At 74.6% G+C, this 16,350-nt stretch carries 12 protein-coding genes; 9 read left to right on the top strand and 3 right to left on the bottom strand.

Annotated features, from left to right (window positions below; genetic code table 11):
* Positions 1 to 88: 88 nt before the first annotated feature.
* Entirely contained in the window at positions 89 to 1,006 is a 918-nt protein-coding gene (locus DS079_RS12645; protein ID WP_164736244.1) for an LCP family protein, read from the bottom strand.
* Positions 1,007 to 1,704: 698 nt separating this feature from the next.
* On the opposite strand from DS079_RS12645, the gene DS079_RS12640 reads away from it, so the two are divergent.
* The 6 genes from DS079_RS12640 to DS079_RS12615 all read left to right on the top strand — a co-directional run bounded on the left by DS079_RS12640 (position 1,705) and on the right by DS079_RS12615 (position 8,804).
* Complete coding sequence (locus DS079_RS12640) at positions 1,705 to 2,733, top strand: glycosyltransferase (RefSeq protein WP_126988242.1); 1,029 nt, start codon at positions 1,705 to 1,707, stop codon at positions 2,731 to 2,733.
* A complete protein-coding gene (locus tag DS079_RS12635) occupies positions 2,730 to 3,680 on the top strand; it encodes a glycosyltransferase (RefSeq protein ID WP_164736243.1) in 951 nt (316 codons plus the stop codon). Before DS079_RS12640 ends, DS079_RS12635 begins: the two co-directional genes overlap by 4 nt.
* A gap of 111 nt (positions 3,681 to 3,791) precedes the next feature.
* Positions 3,792 to 4,949: a UDP-galactopyranose mutase gene (gene glf, locus DS079_RS12630; RefSeq protein ID WP_126988240.1), complete on the top strand. Its 1,158-nt coding sequence runs from the start codon at positions 3,792 to 3,794 to the stop codon at positions 4,947 to 4,949.
* Between the two features lie 51 nt (positions 4,950 to 5,000).
* Positions 5,001 to 7,097, top strand: a complete 2,097-nt coding sequence (locus tag DS079_RS12625; protein ID WP_126988238.1) for a glycosyltransferase — start codon at positions 5,001 to 5,003, stop codon at positions 7,095 to 7,097.
* Positions 7,094 to 8,020, top strand: a complete 927-nt coding sequence (locus tag DS079_RS12620; RefSeq protein ID WP_126988236.1) for an ABC transporter permease — start codon at positions 7,094 to 7,096, stop codon at positions 8,018 to 8,020. Before DS079_RS12625 ends, DS079_RS12620 begins: the two co-directional genes overlap by 4 nt.
* Before the next feature lie 13 nt (positions 8,021 to 8,033).
* Positions 8,034 to 8,804 carry an ABC transporter ATP-binding protein gene (locus tag DS079_RS12615; protein ID WP_126988234.1) on the top strand — a complete coding sequence of 257 codons (771 nt, stop codon included), beginning with the start codon at positions 8,034 to 8,036 and terminating at the stop codon, positions 8,802 to 8,804.
* A 35-nt stretch (positions 8,805 to 8,839) separates the two neighbouring features.
* Here the strand turns inward: DS079_RS12615 and DS079_RS12610 are convergent, their stop codons facing one another.
* Together DS079_RS12610 and DS079_RS12605 are read right to left on the bottom strand one after the other, a co-directional pair.
* Complete coding sequence (locus tag DS079_RS12610; protein WP_126988232.1) at positions 8,840 to 9,559, bottom strand: TIGR03089 family protein; 720 nt, start codon at positions 9,557 to 9,559, stop codon at positions 8,840 to 8,842.
* Positions 9,556 to 10,671 carry a coenzyme F420-0:L-glutamate ligase gene (locus tag DS079_RS12605; RefSeq protein WP_126988230.1) on the bottom strand — a complete coding sequence of 372 codons (1,116 nt, stop codon included), beginning with the start codon at positions 10,669 to 10,671 and terminating at the stop codon, positions 9,556 to 9,558. Before DS079_RS12605 ends, DS079_RS12610 begins: the two co-directional genes overlap by 4 nt.
* A gap of 278 nt (positions 10,672 to 10,949) precedes the next feature.
* Between DS079_RS12605 and DS079_RS12600 the strand changes: the two genes are divergently transcribed.
* The 3 genes from DS079_RS12600 to DS079_RS12590 are packed head-to-tail and all read left to right on the top strand — an operon-like array spanning position 10,950 to position 16,263.
* A complete protein-coding gene (locus tag DS079_RS12600) occupies positions 10,950 to 11,249 on the top strand; it encodes a WhiB family transcriptional regulator (RefSeq protein WP_010549808.1) in 300 nt (99 codons plus the stop codon).
* Between the two features lie 12 nt (positions 11,250 to 11,261).
* Positions 11,262 to 14,612, top strand: coding sequence for a glycosyltransferase family 2 protein (locus DS079_RS12595; protein ID WP_126988228.1), 3,351 nt, complete (start codon positions 11,262 to 11,264; stop codon positions 14,610 to 14,612).
* Positions 14,605 to 16,263 (top strand): DUF5719 family protein, encoded by a 1,659-nt coding sequence (locus DS079_RS12590; protein WP_126988226.1) that lies wholly within the window; start codon positions 14,605 to 14,607, stop codon positions 16,261 to 16,263. The genes DS079_RS12595 and DS079_RS12590 overlap by 8 nt, the downstream gene beginning before the upstream one ends.
* Positions 16,264 to 16,350 lie beyond the last annotated feature (87 nt).

Below are 16,350 nucleotides of genomic sequence, written 5' to 3'. Positions count from 1 at the left end.
ACGGACCCATGACAAGGGAGCGGCCGTCGTCCCCTCGGGACGTCGGCCGCTCCTCGTCGTGCAGGGCGCTCTCGCACGCGCCCTCGACTCACCCCTCCGCCGGCTCGGGCTCGGCCGTGCCGTCGGCCACCGACTCGAAGAACGCCTTGATGTCCTCGTCGTCGGTGAGGATCGCGACGCCGGAGTTGTTGGTCTGGTACTCGGGATCCTCGATCGGGATCGACAGCGAGCCCGAGCCCATCGCGGAGCGGGCGGCCAGCGCCATCCGGCCCACGTCCACGATGCCGGTGCCGTCGCTGGTGGTCAGCGCGCCGGAGCCGGCGCCCGCGAGACGCACCTGCGTGATCGGGTTCAGCAGCACCGCGGGGGAGGTGGCGCGGTCCATCAGCGCGGAGACGAACTGCTGCTGGCGGGCTTGGCGTCCGATGTCCGCGGTCGGGTCGAAGTAGCGGGCGCGCACGAAGGCGAGGGCCTGCTCGCCGCCCACGTCATGGCAGCCCTCCGTCATCTTCAGCCCCGACTTCTCGTCGTCCACGTCCTGGTCGATGCACAGGTTCACGTGGCCGACCGCGTCGACCACCTGCGAGACGCCGTCGAAGCCGATCTCGACGTAGTGGTCGATGGTCAGCCCCGTGAACTCCTCGACGGTCTCGACCAGCAGGGGAGCGCCGCCGAAGGAGTAGGCGGCGTTGAGCTTGTACCCGCCGTGCCCGGGGATGTCCACGAGCGTGTCGCGCGGCAGGGAGATCAGGTAGCTCTTCCCGCCCCGCGCCTTGTGCAGGAGCATGATCGTGTCGGTGCGGGCGCCCTCGGTGCCGTCGGCGTTCACGGCCTCGCCGTCGCGCTTGTCGGAGCCGGCGATGAGATAGGTGGTCCCGGGCGTGTTCTCCGCCTCGGACAGCGCGTCGACGTGCTCGATCCGGCTGTTCGCCCAGAGGGTGAGCCCCGCGCCCCAGCCCAGCACGATCACCAGCAGCAGCACCGCGAGGGTCGCGCCGAGCCGCATCGGGCGCGGGATCCGGGAGCGGCGACGTCGGGTGCGCGGCGGACCGCCGGGCCCGGCAGGGCCGCCGTGTCCGCGGCCGTCGTGCCCGGGCTGCGGCTCCTCGCCCCACGCTCCGGCGCGCGCGTCCTCTGGACGCTCCCCGGGACCGCCCGCGCCCGCGGACCCCTCGACGCGCGGCAGGGGACGGGTCGGCGCAGGACCTGCGGCGTCGCCCCTTCGACCGGAGCCGCCAGCCTGGCCTGCGTGTCCGGAGGAGCGGTGGGGCCCCTGGCTATCGCCCCGGGGGCGCGGAGCGGGGGCACCGTCGGTGCGGCGCGGCACCGCACGGGCGCTGCCTCCGGCACGGGCCCGGTGCCCGCTGGGACGGCGGGGCCCGCCCGGACGCGGGGAGCGGGGCGGATGCTGGTCGCTCACAGCGGTCTCCTTCCCGGCCGGGACCCTGTCCCGGCGGTCTGCGGCAGATCGGATCCGGGCATGGGGAGAGTGCTCGGTGGGGTGCTCCGGGCCTGCGGCGCTCGCCAGAGTAGCGGGCGCGGCGTCCGACTCGCCCGAGGGGCACGGGGGAGCGGGCCAGGATTCGGAGAACCTCCCGAGAACCTTCACAGCTCCGTCCCCCGGACGTCGCGGAGAGGAGGCGGCGCCTCCGTACACTGGGGTCGCGCCGCGCAGGCGACACGGAACCCCCAGCAGGAGGCGCAGTGAGCGACACCGCACCCGCGGACGAGACCCGTCCGACCGTCGGCCGGCCCGGCCACGTCGAGGCCGCCGCCCACCCCGAGGCGCTCAGCGAGCGCGTCGTCGCCGTGGTCGTCACCTACAACCGCGAGCAGCTGCTCGCCCAGTGCCTCGACGGCCTCGCCGCGCAGGACCGCCGGCCCGATGCGGTCGTCGTGATCGACAACGCCTCCACCGACGCCAGCGGCCGCGTGGCCGACGAGCACCCGCTCGGCGCCGACGTGGTCCACCTGCACCGCAACGTCGGTGGAGCGGGCGGCTTCGCCGCCGGGATCGCCCGCGCGCTCGTGCGCCACGACGCGGACTGGGTGTGGGTGATGGACGACGACACGGTGCCGCGGCCGGGCGCGCTCGCCGCGCTGCTGGAGGCCCTCGGCAGCTCGCCGGTGCGGCTGAGCGTGCTGAGCTCCCGCGCGGTGTGGACCGACGGCCGCGACCACCCGATGAACACCCAGCGCACCCGCCTCGGCGCGAGCTCCCGCGAGAAGCGCGACGCCGCCCGCGCCGGCGGCCGCCCCATCCGCACCGCCAGCTACGTCTCCGCGCTGCTGAACGGTCAGGACGTGCGCCGCCTCGGCCTGCCCCACGCGGACTACTTCATCTGGTCCGACGACTTCGAGCACACCGGGCGCCTGCTGCGCCACGGCCGCGGCCTGCAGGTGCCGTCCTCCGTCGTCGAGCACCGCACCGCCCGCTTCGGCAACGCGCAGACGAGCCCCGGCAGCCGCTTCTACTACGACGTGCGCAACCGCCTGTGGGCGCTGCTGCGCACCGACTCCTTCAGCCCCCTCGAGCGGGTGCTGCACGGCGGGCGCACCGCGCTCGGCTGGCTCGGCGTGCTCGCCCGCCACCGCGGCGACGTGGCCGGGGTGGGCCTGCGCGGCGTGCTCGCGGCGCTGCGTCGTGGCCCTCGCCCCTCCGCGGCGGTGCTCGCCGCGGACGGCGAGGCCGCCGCGGACGTGCGCGCGATCGAACGGGCGGCCGGCCGGTGACCGATCCCGCACGGCCCGCCCCGCCCGTCGGCGGCCGCGGGGGAGAGGAGCCGCCCGTCGTCCGCGCCGAGGACGAGGCGCCCGCCCGCCCCGGGGGCAGGGCCGAGGGCGCCGAGCCCTTCGCGGTGCTCATGCCGCTGTGGGCGAAGGACCGGCCGGACCGGGTCCGGCAGGCGATCGTCTCCGCCACCGAGTCGCAGCAGCTCCGCCCCGACCTGCTGATCCTCACGGTCGACGGGCCGCTCCCCGCCCCGCTGGAGGCGCTGGTGGAGCGGGTGGAGGCCGGCGACCACGGCCCGGCGACCGTGCTGCGCCACAGCGCCCATCGCGGGGTCGCGGCCGCGCTCCAGGACGGCCTCGAGGCCTCCCCGTACGAGCTCGTCGCCCGGGCCGACGCCGACGACCTGTGCCGCCCCGAGCGCTTCGCCCTCCAGATCCCGCGGATGCGGCGCGACCGCCTCGACCTCCTGGGCGGGGCGATGCGCGAGTTCAGCGACCGCGTCGCCCCCGGCCGCGGGCCGCTGCGCACACGGCCCCTGACCCATGCCGAGATCACCGCCTATCTCCCGCGGCACAGCCCCTTCCACCACCCCACGATGGTGCTGCGCCGCTCCACGGTGCTCGCCGTCGGCGGCTACCGCGACCTGCCCCTGCTGGAGGACTACTGGCTCTGGGAGCGGATGATGCTGGGCGGGGCGCGGATGGCGAACCTCCCGGACGTGCTCGTGGACTACCGCGTGGACGAGCACCTCTTCGCCCGTCGCGGCGGCTGGCGGCTCTTCGCGAGCGACCTGCGCCTGCAGCGCCGCTTCGTGATGGACCGCGTGACCACCCCCACCGGCTTCCTGCGCAACCTGGGGGAGCGGGGCGTCTATCGTCTCGCCCCGGGATGGGCGCGCCGCCTGGCCTACCGGCGCTTCGTCGAGCACGACGGCCGCACCGCATGACCACTGCCACACGCTCCGGCGCGCCGAGGCGGGGAGCCGTCCCCCGGTCGCGCCTCCGCTACTGTGATCGAGTCCCCGGCGGAGAACCCGTCAGCATCGAAAGGACCCCCTGTGTCGACTCCTGACCTCCTGATCGTCGGCTCCGGCCTGTTCGGCCTGACCATCGCGGAGCGCGCGGTGGCCGAGCACGGCGCGAAGGTGACCATCATCGACCGTCGCTCCCACATCGGCGGCAACGCGTACTCCGAGGCCGATGCGGTCACCGGCATCGAGGTCCACAAGTACGGGGCCCACCTCTTCCACACCTCGAACGACCGGGTGTGGGAGTACGTCAACCGCTTCACGAGCTTCACCGGCTACCAGCACAAGGTCTACACGACCCACCAGGGCGTGGTGTACCCGATGCCGATCAACCTCGGCACCGTCAACCAGTTCTTCCAGGCCGCCTACACGCCCGACGAGGCGCGCGCCCTGATCGCGGAGCAGGCCGGCGAGTTCGCCGGCAAGGATCCCGAGAACCTCAACGACAAGGGCATCTCCCTGATCGGCCGCCCCCTGTACGAGGCGTTCATCAAGAACTACACCGGCAAGCAGTGGCAGACCGATCCCAAGGACCTGCCCGCCTCGATCATCTCCCGCCTCCCGGTGCGGTACACGTACGACAACCGCTACTTCAACGACACCCACGAGGGCCTGCCCACCGACGGCTACACCGCGTGGCTCGAGCGGATGGCGGACCACCCGGACATCGAGGTGCGCCTGGACACCGACTACTTCGACACCTCCCAGCCGCTGAACCGCGATGCGGTGCGCGGGAACCTGCCGGTGGTCTACACCGGGCCGGTGGACCGCTACTTCGACCACGACCTGGGCGAGCTCGGCTGGCGCACCATCGACCTGGAGACCGAGCACCTGGAGGTCGGCGACTTCCAGGGCACCTCCGTCATGAACTACGCCGATGCCGAGGTGCCCTACACCCGCATCATCGAGCCGCGCCACTTCCACCCCGAGCGCGATTACACCAAGGACGCGACCGTCATCCAGCGCGAGTACTCCCGCTTCGCCGAGTCCGGCGACGAGCCGTACTACCCGATCAACTCCGGCGCCGACCGCGAGCGGCTGCTCGAGTACCGCAAGCGCGCCGAGGTCGAGCCCCGCACCCTGTTCGGCGGGCGCCTGGGCACCTACCAGTACCTCGACATGCACATGGCCATCGGCTCCGCCCTGTCGATGGCCGACAACAAGCTGCCCGACCTGCTGCGGGGCTGACCCGACCGCCCCGCAGTGCGGGGCCCGAGACGACCGCCGACGAGGAGCACCATGAACGCCACCCCTGCCGCCACGGCAACCCCCGAGAACGCCGCGCCCGAGACGACCGCGCCGCAGCGCGTGCTGCAGCGCCTGATCCTGCCCACCGAGGCGTCCCCCGACATCGCCCCGCTGTACATCGAGGCCTCCGACGCGCGCTCCGGCGCGAGCGGCAGCGCCTTCGGCCTCGGCGGCGGCGACTCGTCCGACGCGGGAGCCCCTGGCCAGCCCGCCGCGAGCGCGGCCTCCGTCGACGTCAGCGAGCTCAGCGACCGCCGCTCCGTGCGGATCCCCGCGCAGTCCATGCGGTCCTTCGGCACCTACTTCAACGCCTTCCCCGCCAGCTACTGGCGGCGCTGGACCCCGGTGCGCGCGCTGCGGCTCGTGGTGCGCACCGCCGGCTCCGGCACCCTGGTCGTCATGCGCTCCACGGCGCGCGGCAGCCTGCAGCGCCACGACTCGGTGAGCGTCACCGGCAGCGGCGAGACCGTCTTCGAGCTGCCGCTGACCGCCTTCGGCGACGGCGGCTGGTACTGGTTCGACGCCTACGCCGGCGCCGAGGACCTCACCATCATCGGCGCCGAGTGGACGGCCGACGCGGACCTCGCCCGCACCGACGGCACCTTCTCCATCGCCATGACGACGATGAACAAGGTCGACTACGTGCTCGACAACATCGCCACCGTCGCGGAGAACCCCGACCTGCGCGAGAAGCTCGACGTGATGTACATCGTGGACCAGGGCGCGGACCGCCTCGGCGACCACCCCGAGGACCTCGCCCCGCTCCAGGCGGAGCTCGGCGAGCAGCTGCGCATCATCGAGCAGGGCAACATCGGCGGCTCCGGCGGCTTCTCCCGCGGCATGTACGAGGCGTCCACCAACGGCACCTCCACCTACGTGATCAACTGCGACGACGACATCGTGCTCGAGCCCGAGACGCTCGTGCGCCTGGTGACCTTCGCGGACTTCGCCACCCGGCCCACCCTCGTCGGCGCCCACATGTTCGACCTCAACAACCGCAGCGTGCTGCACACCTTCGGCGAGGTCGTGAACCCCTGGCGGATCCAGCCGGCGCTGGCGAACACCGAGGGCCAGCTGGGCCACGACTTCTCCGCCGAGCCGCTGCGCTCCACCCCGTGGCTCCACCGCCGCGCCGACGTGGACTACAACGGCTGGTGGTCCTGCCTGATCCCCACCGAGACGGTGCGCGCGATCGGGCTGAGCCTGCCGGTGTTCATCAAGTGGGACGACGCCGAGTACGGGCTGCGCGCCAAGAAGGCGGGCTACCCGACCGTGTCCCTGCCCGGCGCGGGCGTGTGGCACATGAGCTGGGTGGACAAGGACGACCTGGTGGGCTGGCAGGCCTACTTCCACGAGCGCAACCGCATCATCACCGCGCTGCTGCACTCGCCCTACCCCCGCGGCGGTCGTGTGGTGCGCGAGTCGCAGTTCATGGACGTCAAGCACCTCATCTCGATGCAGTACTACACCGAGGCGGGGCGCCTGATGGCCCAGCGCGACGTGCTCGAGGGCCCCGACGCGCTCCACCCCTCGATCGGCACGAAGCTGCCCGAGATCCGGGCCATGGCCTCCGACTTCGCCGACGCGAGCGCGAAGAAGGACCAGGACTCCTACCCGCCCGTCCACGTCGACAAGCCCCCGCGCAAGGGCCGCCCCTTCACCGAGCCGCGCCGCTTCATGCTCCCGGTGTGGACGGCGAAGACGCTGGCCAAGCAGCTGCTGAAGCCCACCTCGCCCCGCGCGGACGAGAACCCGCAGGCGGTCGTGCCGCACCTGGACGCTAAGTGGTGGCGCCTGTCCGCCTACGACAGCGCGCTGGTCTCGAACGCCGAGGGCACCCAGGTCGCCTGGTACAAGCGCGATCCCAAGCAGGTGCGCGACAAGCTCGCCCAGGCGCTGACCGCGCACCTGGATCTCCACCGCCGCTGGAACGAGCTGGCCGCGCAGTACCGCGAGTCCGCCGGCCGGATCACCTCCTTCGAGGAGTGGGAGCGGACCTTCGCGGAGAACCCCGCCCCGGTGCGCGAGAAGGACCGCGCCGCGGGCACGGCCGGCAGCGGCGCGAGCGGCGGGAGCACCTCGGCGTGAGCGAGGCCCCCCGCACGCGGGCGGGCCAGCTCCCCACCCGGGCCGAGCAGGCCGAGGGCTGGCGCGCGCCCGGACAGGACGCCGGCTGGCTGAACCCGGTCACGGAGCGGTTCCTGCTGCGCCTGCTGGTGCGCAAGGAGCTGCGTGTCCGCTACCGCGGCAGCGCGCTGGGGATGCTGTGGAGCTACGTGAAGCCCGCGGTCCAGTTCATCACCTTCTACATCGCCCTCGGCGTCTTCCTGCAGCTCCAGCGCGACACCCCGGCCTACGCGGTGTACCTGTTCAGCGGCATCGTCGTGGTGAACCTCTTCGGCGAGGTCTTCGGCAACGCCACCCGCTCGATCACGGGCAACCAGGCGCTGGTCTCGAAGATCTATCTGCCCAGCCAGCTGTTCCCCTGGTCGAGCATGATCGTGGCGCTGGTGCACTTCCTGCCGCAGCTGCTGGTGCTGATCGTGGGCGCGCTGCTGTTCGGCTGGCTGCCCTCGCCGACGGCGGCGCTCGCCTTCGTGCTCGGCATGGCGATCCTGCTGATCTTCACGATGGGGCTGGGGATGATCACCGCGGCGCTGAACGCGGCCTTCCGCGACGTGGAGAACTTCGTGGACCTCATCGTCATGGTCGCCACCTGGCTCTCCCCGGTGCTGTACCGCGTCTCGATGGTGGAGGAGTCGATCGGCGGCACGTTCTGGTTCTGGCTGTACCAGCTGAACCCGCTGACGATCGTGGTGGAGCTGTTCCACGTCGCGTTCTGGCGCTACAGCCCCGAGGTCGTCGAGCGCGTGGCCGTCGACCCCTCGCTGCTGTCCCCGCACGAGCCGCTCGGCCTGTGGTGGGCGGGTCTGCTCATCGCCGTGGTCACCTTCGTGATCGGCACCGTCGTCTTCGAGCGCTCCAAGCGGCGCTTCGCCCAGGAACTGTGAGGGGAGGACGAGGATGAGCCCGAACATCGACGCCGTGCCCGAGTCCGCCGCACGGCCCACAGACCGCGAGATGGTCCGGATCGAGCACGTCACCAAGCAGTTCTCGCTGCGCCACGACCACTCCCTGAAGGAGCTGGTGTTCTCCGCGCTGCAGCGCAAGAAGCTCGCCGACACCTTCCTGGCCCTCGACGACGTGGACCTCACCGTCCACGCGGGGGAGACCGTGGGCCTGATCGGCTTCAACGGCTCCGGGAAGTCGACCCTGCTGAAGACGATCTCCGGGGTGCTCTTCCCCGACCAGGGACGGGTGCTGCTGCGCGGCCGGGTCGCCGGCCTGATCGAGGTGGGCGCCGGCTTCCACCCCGACCTCTCCGGGCGGGAGAACGTCTACCTCAACGGCGCGATCCTCGGCATGACCCGCGAGCAGATCGATGCGAGGTTCGACGAGATCGTCGCGTTCAGCGAGATCGAGGAGTTCATCGACACCGACGTGAAGTACTACAGCTCGGGCATGTTCCTCCGCCTGGCCTTCTCCGTCGCGGTGCACACCGAGCCGGACATCTTCCTGGTCGACGAGATCCTCTCCGTCGGCGACGAGCCCTTCCAGCGCAAGTGCCTGGAGCGGATCCGGGAGCTGCAGAAGGCCGGTCGCACCATGGTCGTCGTCTCCCACGAGCTGGAGATGCTCGAGAAGCTCTGCACCCGCATCGTCGTGCTGCGCAAGGGCCGCACCGTCTTCGACGGCGACCCCACCGAGGCCATCGCGACGCTTCGCGCGAGCTGAGCCCCGCCCGCCGCCGCCCCGGCCGGGGCGGCGGCTCAGCACCGGTCGGTGACGCCCTCGACCTCGGCGCGCTCCGGGGTGACCGCCGCCGCGGGGCCGACGATCCCGCCGCCCTCCAGGAAGGCGCCGAGCGTGCGGGACGCCGTCTCGAGCCCGTCGCCCGCCACGAGCAGTCGCGGTGCGGCACCGCCCGAGCTCGGGGCGGGGGCGGGGCCGCTCCAGGCGGGCAGCGCCACGCCGAGCCGGTCCGAGCTGCCCCGCACCTCGACCAGCCAGTCACGCACCAGCGGCGGCAGCTCCCCGTCGTAGCGGGGCGCGAGGGAGACCCCCTGAACGGCGAGCACCTCGTCGGCCGTGTCCGCGAGCGCGGAGTCCGGACGGTCGGTGACCACCACGCGCGGGTCCTCGCCGTCGCCCGGCGGCGCGGCCGCGGCGTCGTCGGCCGACGGATCCCCCGCCCCGGTCCGCGGCAGCAGCGCGACCTCGCCACCGAGGGACCAGGTCGCGAGCGCGAGGACCAGGCGCTTCCAGTGCGGGGCGAGGTCCAGGACCACCGTGTCGCCGTGCTCCAGCGCGACCTCGTCGTGCAGATGCCCGATCGCCTTGATGACCCAGTTGGCGAGCACGTGCCCGGACAGCTCGATCCGGGACGCCTCGCTGTACCAGGCGAGCGCCGGCGTGGGGCCGAGCGCCTCGAGCGCCGCGAGCAGTGCACGGCCCGTCGTCGAGGGGTCGGGCGTCGGGGACGAGGTCATCGGGGGTTCTCCTCGGGATCGGGGACGATCAGCACGGGCACCTGGGACAGCTCCTCGCCGAGGGACTCGGCGCCGAGCGCGGTGCGCACCCGCTCGGCCAGGGTCGCGGCGTCGGCGAGCGCGGCGGCGGAGGCATCGGCCCGCTCGACCACGATATGCGTCGAGCCTGAGCGGTCCCGGACCGCGGCGGCCCGGGAGAGGAACGGGGGGGCGCCGGGGCGGGGGAGCGCGGCGACCTCGAGCGCCCGGGCTATCCGCTCCTCGGCGGGCTCCGGGGACATTCGCGCGATCGGCTCCTGCTCCGGGGCGAGGCCGAGGGCCGCCCACACCGACTCCAGGCTCGGCCTGCGGAACCAGTCGTCGGCCCCCGTGCGCGAGAGCTCCCGGGCCGGGACGTCGACGCCCGTCGCCCCGGGGACCCCGCGCACGAGCGCGGCCGGGATCCCGCTCGCCTTGCCCTTGACGAGGTCCGCCGCGGCGGCGAGCTCGTCGGCGAGGTTCCGCACGGTGACGCTCAGGGGCCGCCCGTCGGCATCGACCCCGCCGCGCAGGTCCTCGAGCGAGGTCACCCCGGCCGCCCCGAGCGCGATGTCGGAGACCCCCACCCGCCAGATCCGCGAGGAGGTGTCGGTGAGCACCACCCCGATCGAGACCCCGAGACGGGCGACGAGCCCTTCGCGCAGCTCGCGGGCGCAGGCGTCGGGGTCCTCCGGCAGCAGCAGCGGGCCGTCCGGCGCGTTCGAGCCGTCCACCCCGGCGGCGGCCATGACCGGGCCCGAGGGGATCTGGACCACCGAGGTCACCACCCGGGTGTGGAGGCGGCGGGCGACGGTGCGCACGGCGATCCGCTCGATCGCCGCGTCCCGCTCCTCGGAGCTCACCCGCAGGCCGAGGGCCTTGGAGACGATCTTCGTCGAGACGCACAGCACGTCCCCCTCGCGCGGGGCGAGCGGGGCGAGCGCCCCGGCGAGCAGGACGGCGAGGTCGGCGCCCTCCCGGACCTCGCCGAGGCCGGTCAGCGGCAGCACCGTGACCTGCGGCGGGGGAGCGCTCGTGGCGGATGCGACAGAGGGAGCGTCGGCGGGCTCGGACGGGGACGGGGTGGGGGTCACGGTGCCTCCCGGGGGCGGGCTCCTGCGGCGGGCGGGGAGCCGGGACGAGGGATCGGAGGGGCGGCGTCGCCCCGGAAAGTGCAACGGCGGCGCGGGACGTGGCGGTCGGAACGGCGGGCGACGACCGCCGTGTCGTGCACGGCCGTTCGCGCAGTGATGTGCTCCGCGACGCGCCGACGCCGCTTGACGCACCATAACTACACCGGTGTACTTTAGGGGCGGAAAGAGGCCTTCGCTGGTCATGACAGGTCAACACAGCAGTGGAAGGAGTGGTGGCCATGGACGAGGAACGAGTCGACGACGATGCGCGTGCAGAGCTGTCCCTGCTCGACCTCGCCGGGCAGGACTCCGACGATGCAGAGCTGAGCTGGCAGGAGCGCGCCCTGTGCGCGCAGACGGACCCGGAGGCGTTCTTCCCCGAGAAGGGCGGCTCGACCCGCGAGGCGAAGAAGGTGTGCGTCTCCTGCGAGGTGCGCGCCGAGTGCCTCGAGTACGCGCTCGAGAACGACGAGCGGTTCGGCATCTGGGGCGGTCTCTCCGAGCGCGAGCGACGCAAGCTCAAGCGCCGGGTGGTCTGACATCCTGACCCGGTGAACGAGCGCCAAGTCACCGCGGTCGTCCTGCTGAGCGGGGCGACGACCGCGGGAACCCACGATGCGCTCCACGCAGCACTGACCGCCCAGACCCGACTCCCGGACCGGGTGGTCGTCGCCGCACCCTCCGATCTCGACGAGGACGTGCGCGCCGCGCTCGAGAGCCTGACCGCCTCGGGCGAGGTGGACCGTCTCGTCGACGTCCCCGCCCGCCCCGATCCCTCGCTCCCCGGCCGTGCGGCCGCCGTCGAGGAGGTCCTCGACGCTCTCGCCGCGCAGCACGAGCGCACCCTCGGCCCCGTCGACGCCCCGGAGCCGGCCGCGCAGCCCTCCACGCGTCGTGCCGGCCGTCGCGCCCGCGCCGTCGACGTCGACGCCCTCGAGCGCGCGCGCACCCAGCGCGCGGAGGCGCTCGCCCTCGTGCCCGTGCGGCTGCGCGAGGCGGGGCCCCGCAGCGGGCGCCGCGCGGGCCTCGCCGAGGGCGCCCCCGCGGAGCGCTGGCTGTGGTTCCTCGAGGACCCCGAGATCCCCGCCCTCGACGCGCTCGAGCGCGAGCTCGAGAGCGTCCGGCAGTCCCCGACCACCGCGGTGGTCGGGGCGAAGCGGGTGCGCCATGCCGAGCCGGGCGCCGACCTCCCGCAGACCGCCGAGTCCGCGGACGCCCTGGTCGACGTCGGCATCACCCTGACCCACGGCGGGCGCATCATCACCGGCGTGGACCCCGGCGAGATCGACCAGGGACAGGCCGACTGGCGCCAGGACGTCCTCGCCGTGCCGCTGCCCGGCATGCTGATCCGCGAGCAGACGCTGCGCGAGCTCGGGGGCCTGGACCCCGACCTCCCCGCCCCCTGGGCGGAGATCGACCTGTGCCAGCGCGTGTGGCGCTCCGGGGAGCGGGTCGCGGTGCAGTCCGCCGCCCGGATCCTGCACCCCCATCCCACCCGGCCCGTCCTCGAGCGACTCCAGGACCAGCGCACCGGGCGCCTGCTCACGGTGCTCAAGCACCGCCCGCTCCTGCACGCGCTGCTCACCCTCCTGCTCCTCCCGCTCGAGACCCTCCTGCGGATGGCGGGGGCGCTCGCGGCGACCGCGCCGCGCACCGCGCTGATGGAGCTGCGCGCCGTCCTCGCCGCCCTGCCGCGGATGCGGCGCGTCCTCGGCCGCGGCGCCCGCGACCGCCGGCGCGCCCGCGTGCCCCGGCGACGCCTCGCCCCGCTCTACCTCCCGCGCGGTGCGAGCCTGCGGCGCTGGCTCGACGACGTCGGCACCCGTCTCTTCGCCGACGACGACCGTCGCCGCCAGATCCGCCGCACCACCTGGGGCATCGCCGGGACCCGGCACGGGCTGGACGACGCCGACTACGGCCGCCACATCGTGTGGACCGCGGTGGTGGTGCTCGGCGCCTCGATCCTGGGCCTGTTCTCGCTGCGGAGCCTGTTCGGCCGCGGCGAGCTCGCCGGCGCGGGTCTGCGCGCCGTGCCGGAGGCCGCCGCCGACCGCTGGGCCGCGGCCTGGTCGACCTGGGTCCCGGGCGGACTCGGGGACCGCGGGCCCGGCGACCCGCTCGTGCGCCTGCTCGGGCACCTGCCCGGCAGCGGCTCCCTGCTCGTCGAGGTGCTGGTGTTCGCCGCGGTGCCGGCCGCGGCGGTCGCCGCCTGGTGGGCCTCCGGCGCGATCACCCGCGCGGTCGGCGCCCGCCTCGTGCTCGCCTGCGTGTGGGCGCTCGCCCCCTCGCTCCTGACCGCCCTCGCCGTCGGCGCATGGCCGCTGCTGGCCGTGCACGTGCTGCTGCCGCTGCTGGCCCTCGCGATCGGACGGGCGATCGGCCTGCCCCACAAGGTCTCCCAGGCCTCCGTCTCCGCGGCCGCCGCGGGCGGTCTGCTGCTGCTGGTGATCGGGGCGGTGCAGCCGGTGCTGGTGCTGCTCGTCGCGCCGGCCCTCGCACTGGTCGCGATCGCCGCGCCCGGTCGACGCCTGCGCCTGCTGTGGGTGCTGCTGCCCTCGCTCGCGCTCCACGCGCCCTACCTGCCCACCTACCTCGGCCATCCCCGCACCCTCCTGGCCGTCGTCGGCGTGCCCGCCTCGGCGGGCGAGGCGAGCGCCCGGGACCTGCTGGGACTGTGGCCGGTCGCCCCCGACCTCGCCGCGCCGCTCGCCGGGATGCTCGGCGAGGGCGCCGCCGGACTCCTGGTGCTGCTGCCGGTCGCGCCGGTGGTGCTCGGCGCCCTGGTCTCCCCGCTGCTGCGCGGTGCGGCCGGCCGCGCGGGCCGGCTGAGCCTGCTCGCCGCCGCCGTCTGCGCGCTCGCCGTGCTGGCGGCCCGCTCCACCGGGACCTCCGTCGGCCAGGGGCAGGTGCTGACCCCGCCGCTGCACGCCCTGCTCAGCGCGGCCCTGCTCTGCCTCTCCCTCGGCGCCGCGGCGACCTTCGACACCCTCGCCCGTCGTCAGGAGCGCGACTCGCGTCTCCGGCGCCTGCTCACCTCCGTGATCGGTGCCGTCACCGCGGCGGCCTGCCTGCTCACCGTCGTGGGCGGGATGGCGCTGATTCCCCGCGCGCTGCAGATCGGGCGCGTGGAGGGCGGGGAGGTCCCCGCGGCCGCCGCCGACCAGGGCCGCACCGAGGCCCGCTCCCGGGTGCTGGTGCTGGACCAGGCCGAGGACGGCGCGGTCGCCGCCCGCCTCGTGGTCCACGGCGAGGACACCGTGATCCAGCACTCCGCGCTCGTCGACGCCCGCCACGTCGAGGCGGCGCTGGCCGGCCAGCCCGTCGACGACGATCCCGCCTCCGCCGGGCTGCGCGAGGACGTGGCGGCGATGCTCTCCGGCGGCGCCGAGGACGGCACGGACCTCGCCGATCCCGCGATCGCCTACGTGGTGGTCCACGGGGACCGCGAGAGCCGACCCGAGCTGATGAGCACCCTGGACAGCTCCCCGCTGCTCGAGAAGGTCACCGAGGGCTCCGAGGGCGGGACCTGGCGCGTGATCGACGCCCTGCCGCGCGCCGTCGTCACCGGCGGCGAGGAGCCGATCGCCCTGGACAGCGGGGTCGTGGACGCCGAGGGCGAGATCGCCCCCGCCGACGAGGAGCGCACCGTCGTGCTCTCGGAGCGTCACGACACGGACTGGCGCGCGAGCCTCGACGGCACCGAGCTCGCCGCGGTCGAGGTCGACGGCTGGGCGCAGGGCTTCACCGTCCCGGCCGGGGCCGGGGGAGAGCTCGAGATCCACCGCCACCAGCCCGCCCGACCGCTCTGGCAGCTGCTGCTGTACGGCGCGACCGCGGCCACCGCGCTGATCGCGATCCCCTGGCGGGTCCGCACCCGCACCGCGGAGGAGATGTATGGCTGAGCACGCTTCCGAGGCCGAGACCGAGGCTGAGGACCGCACGGGGACCGCCCGCGGGGCGGGACGGGTGCGCGCCGCGCACGGACGGCCCGCCCGCCTGCTGCTGGGCGTCGCCGCGATCGTCCCCCTGCTGCTGGCCGCCGGGGCGCTCGCCGTCGCCCCGGACCGCGAGCCCGCCGCGGCCGAGCACGTCGCGACCACGGCGAGCCCCGGCCCCCGCAGCCTCGCCTGCCACGGCCCGCTGCAGGTGCCCGACGAGGCGCTGCAGACGGGCGGCGACGCCGCGCTCGCGGTCACCCCGCCCACCCCGTCGGTCTCCCTGCGCAGCGTCGCGGCCGAGCCCGCGTCCTCCGTCCTGTTCGGCGAGGTGAGCGGATCCAGCACCCGGCAGGACGCCGAGGGCGCCGTGCCCGCCCCCGCGATCACGGCCGCGGACGCCGAGGGCGAGGAGCTTCCCGGCGATGCCGCCTCGACGGATCTCGGCATCGCGGTGCAGACCCTGCGGGACGTGCGCACCGCGCCCCGGGTCACGGCGCAGACCTCCGAGGGCGGTCGTCCCGTCGCCGACGCCGTCCAGGGCACCTGGACCGCGTCCGGGGACTTCCGCTCCCTGTCCCTGTCCCGCTGCGCAGAGCCGACCACCGAGGCGTCCTTCCTCGGCGTCTCCACGCAGACCGGGGACAGCTCCGTGCTCGTGCTCTCCAACTCCTCCGACCGCCCAGCCACCGCCTCGGTCCAGCTGCGCACCGCCGACGGGCCGGCGGCGATGGAGGGGCGCAGCCAGGTCGTCGTCGCGCCGGGCGACGAGGAGCGGGTGCTGCTGGAGTCCGTGGTGCCGGGGGAGGACGCGGTCGGCGTGGACGTCTCCGTGCTCGGCGCGCCCCTGTCCCTGCACGTGCAGACCACCGAGCGGGACGGGCTGACCCCCGGCGGCGCCGAGATCCTCGATCCGCTGCCCGCCCCCGCGCAGGAGCTGGTCATGCCCGGCGTGGACATCGCCGGGACCGCGCCCACCCTCGTGCTCTCGAACCCCTCGGGCTCCACCGTCACCGCGGACGTCGAGGTCCTGGGCGCGGACGGCGCCGCCTCAGGGGCATCGCCCGCGCAGATCGAGGTCCCCGCCGGCGCCGTGGTGCCCACCGCCGTCGAGGGCCTCGCCGACGGCACCTACGCGGTGCAGGTCTCCGCGGACGGCCCGCTCGACGCCGTCACCCGCAGCGCCCGCACCGGGGAGGACCTGCCCGGTGACACCGTCGGCGCACCGGTGGACTTCACGCTCGTCGCCCCCGCGCCGGCGCTCGGCACCCATGCGGTCAGCGCCCTGCCGGGGCAGGGCGCGACCGGTGCGCTCACCCTCACCGCGGACGAGGACACCGAGGCCCGGGTGATCCCGATCGGCGCCGACGGGGCGGCCGGGGAGCCGATCGCGGTCGACCTCGCCGCAGGCGCGACCAGCACACTCACCCACGAGCAGCTCCGCCTCGGCGGGGAGGGCGCCGCGGCCCTGTCGATCGTCCCCGAGGTGCCGGGCGCGGTCCACGCGAGCTGGACGCAGCGCCAGTCCGACGGGGCGGGCGGCGTGCTGCTCTCCTCGCTGCCGGTCCTGCCCGATGCGGGCGACGGCGACAGCGTCCCGGTCGTCCTCACCGACTGAGGACGCTCCCGGTCCCGCGACAGCCGCTCCGCACCGGCGCGTCCGCGACCGCCGCGCGGTGCGCCCGGGCTGCCGTCCGCGTCGCAC

Source organism: Brachybacterium paraconglomeratum, from assembly GCF_003994255.1.
Lineage (GTDB): Bacteria > Actinomycetota > Actinomycetes > Actinomycetales > Dermabacteraceae > Brachybacterium > Brachybacterium conglomeratum.
Note: the sequence above shows the minus strand (reverse complement) of the source record. Positions and strands in the feature narration are given on the sequence as shown.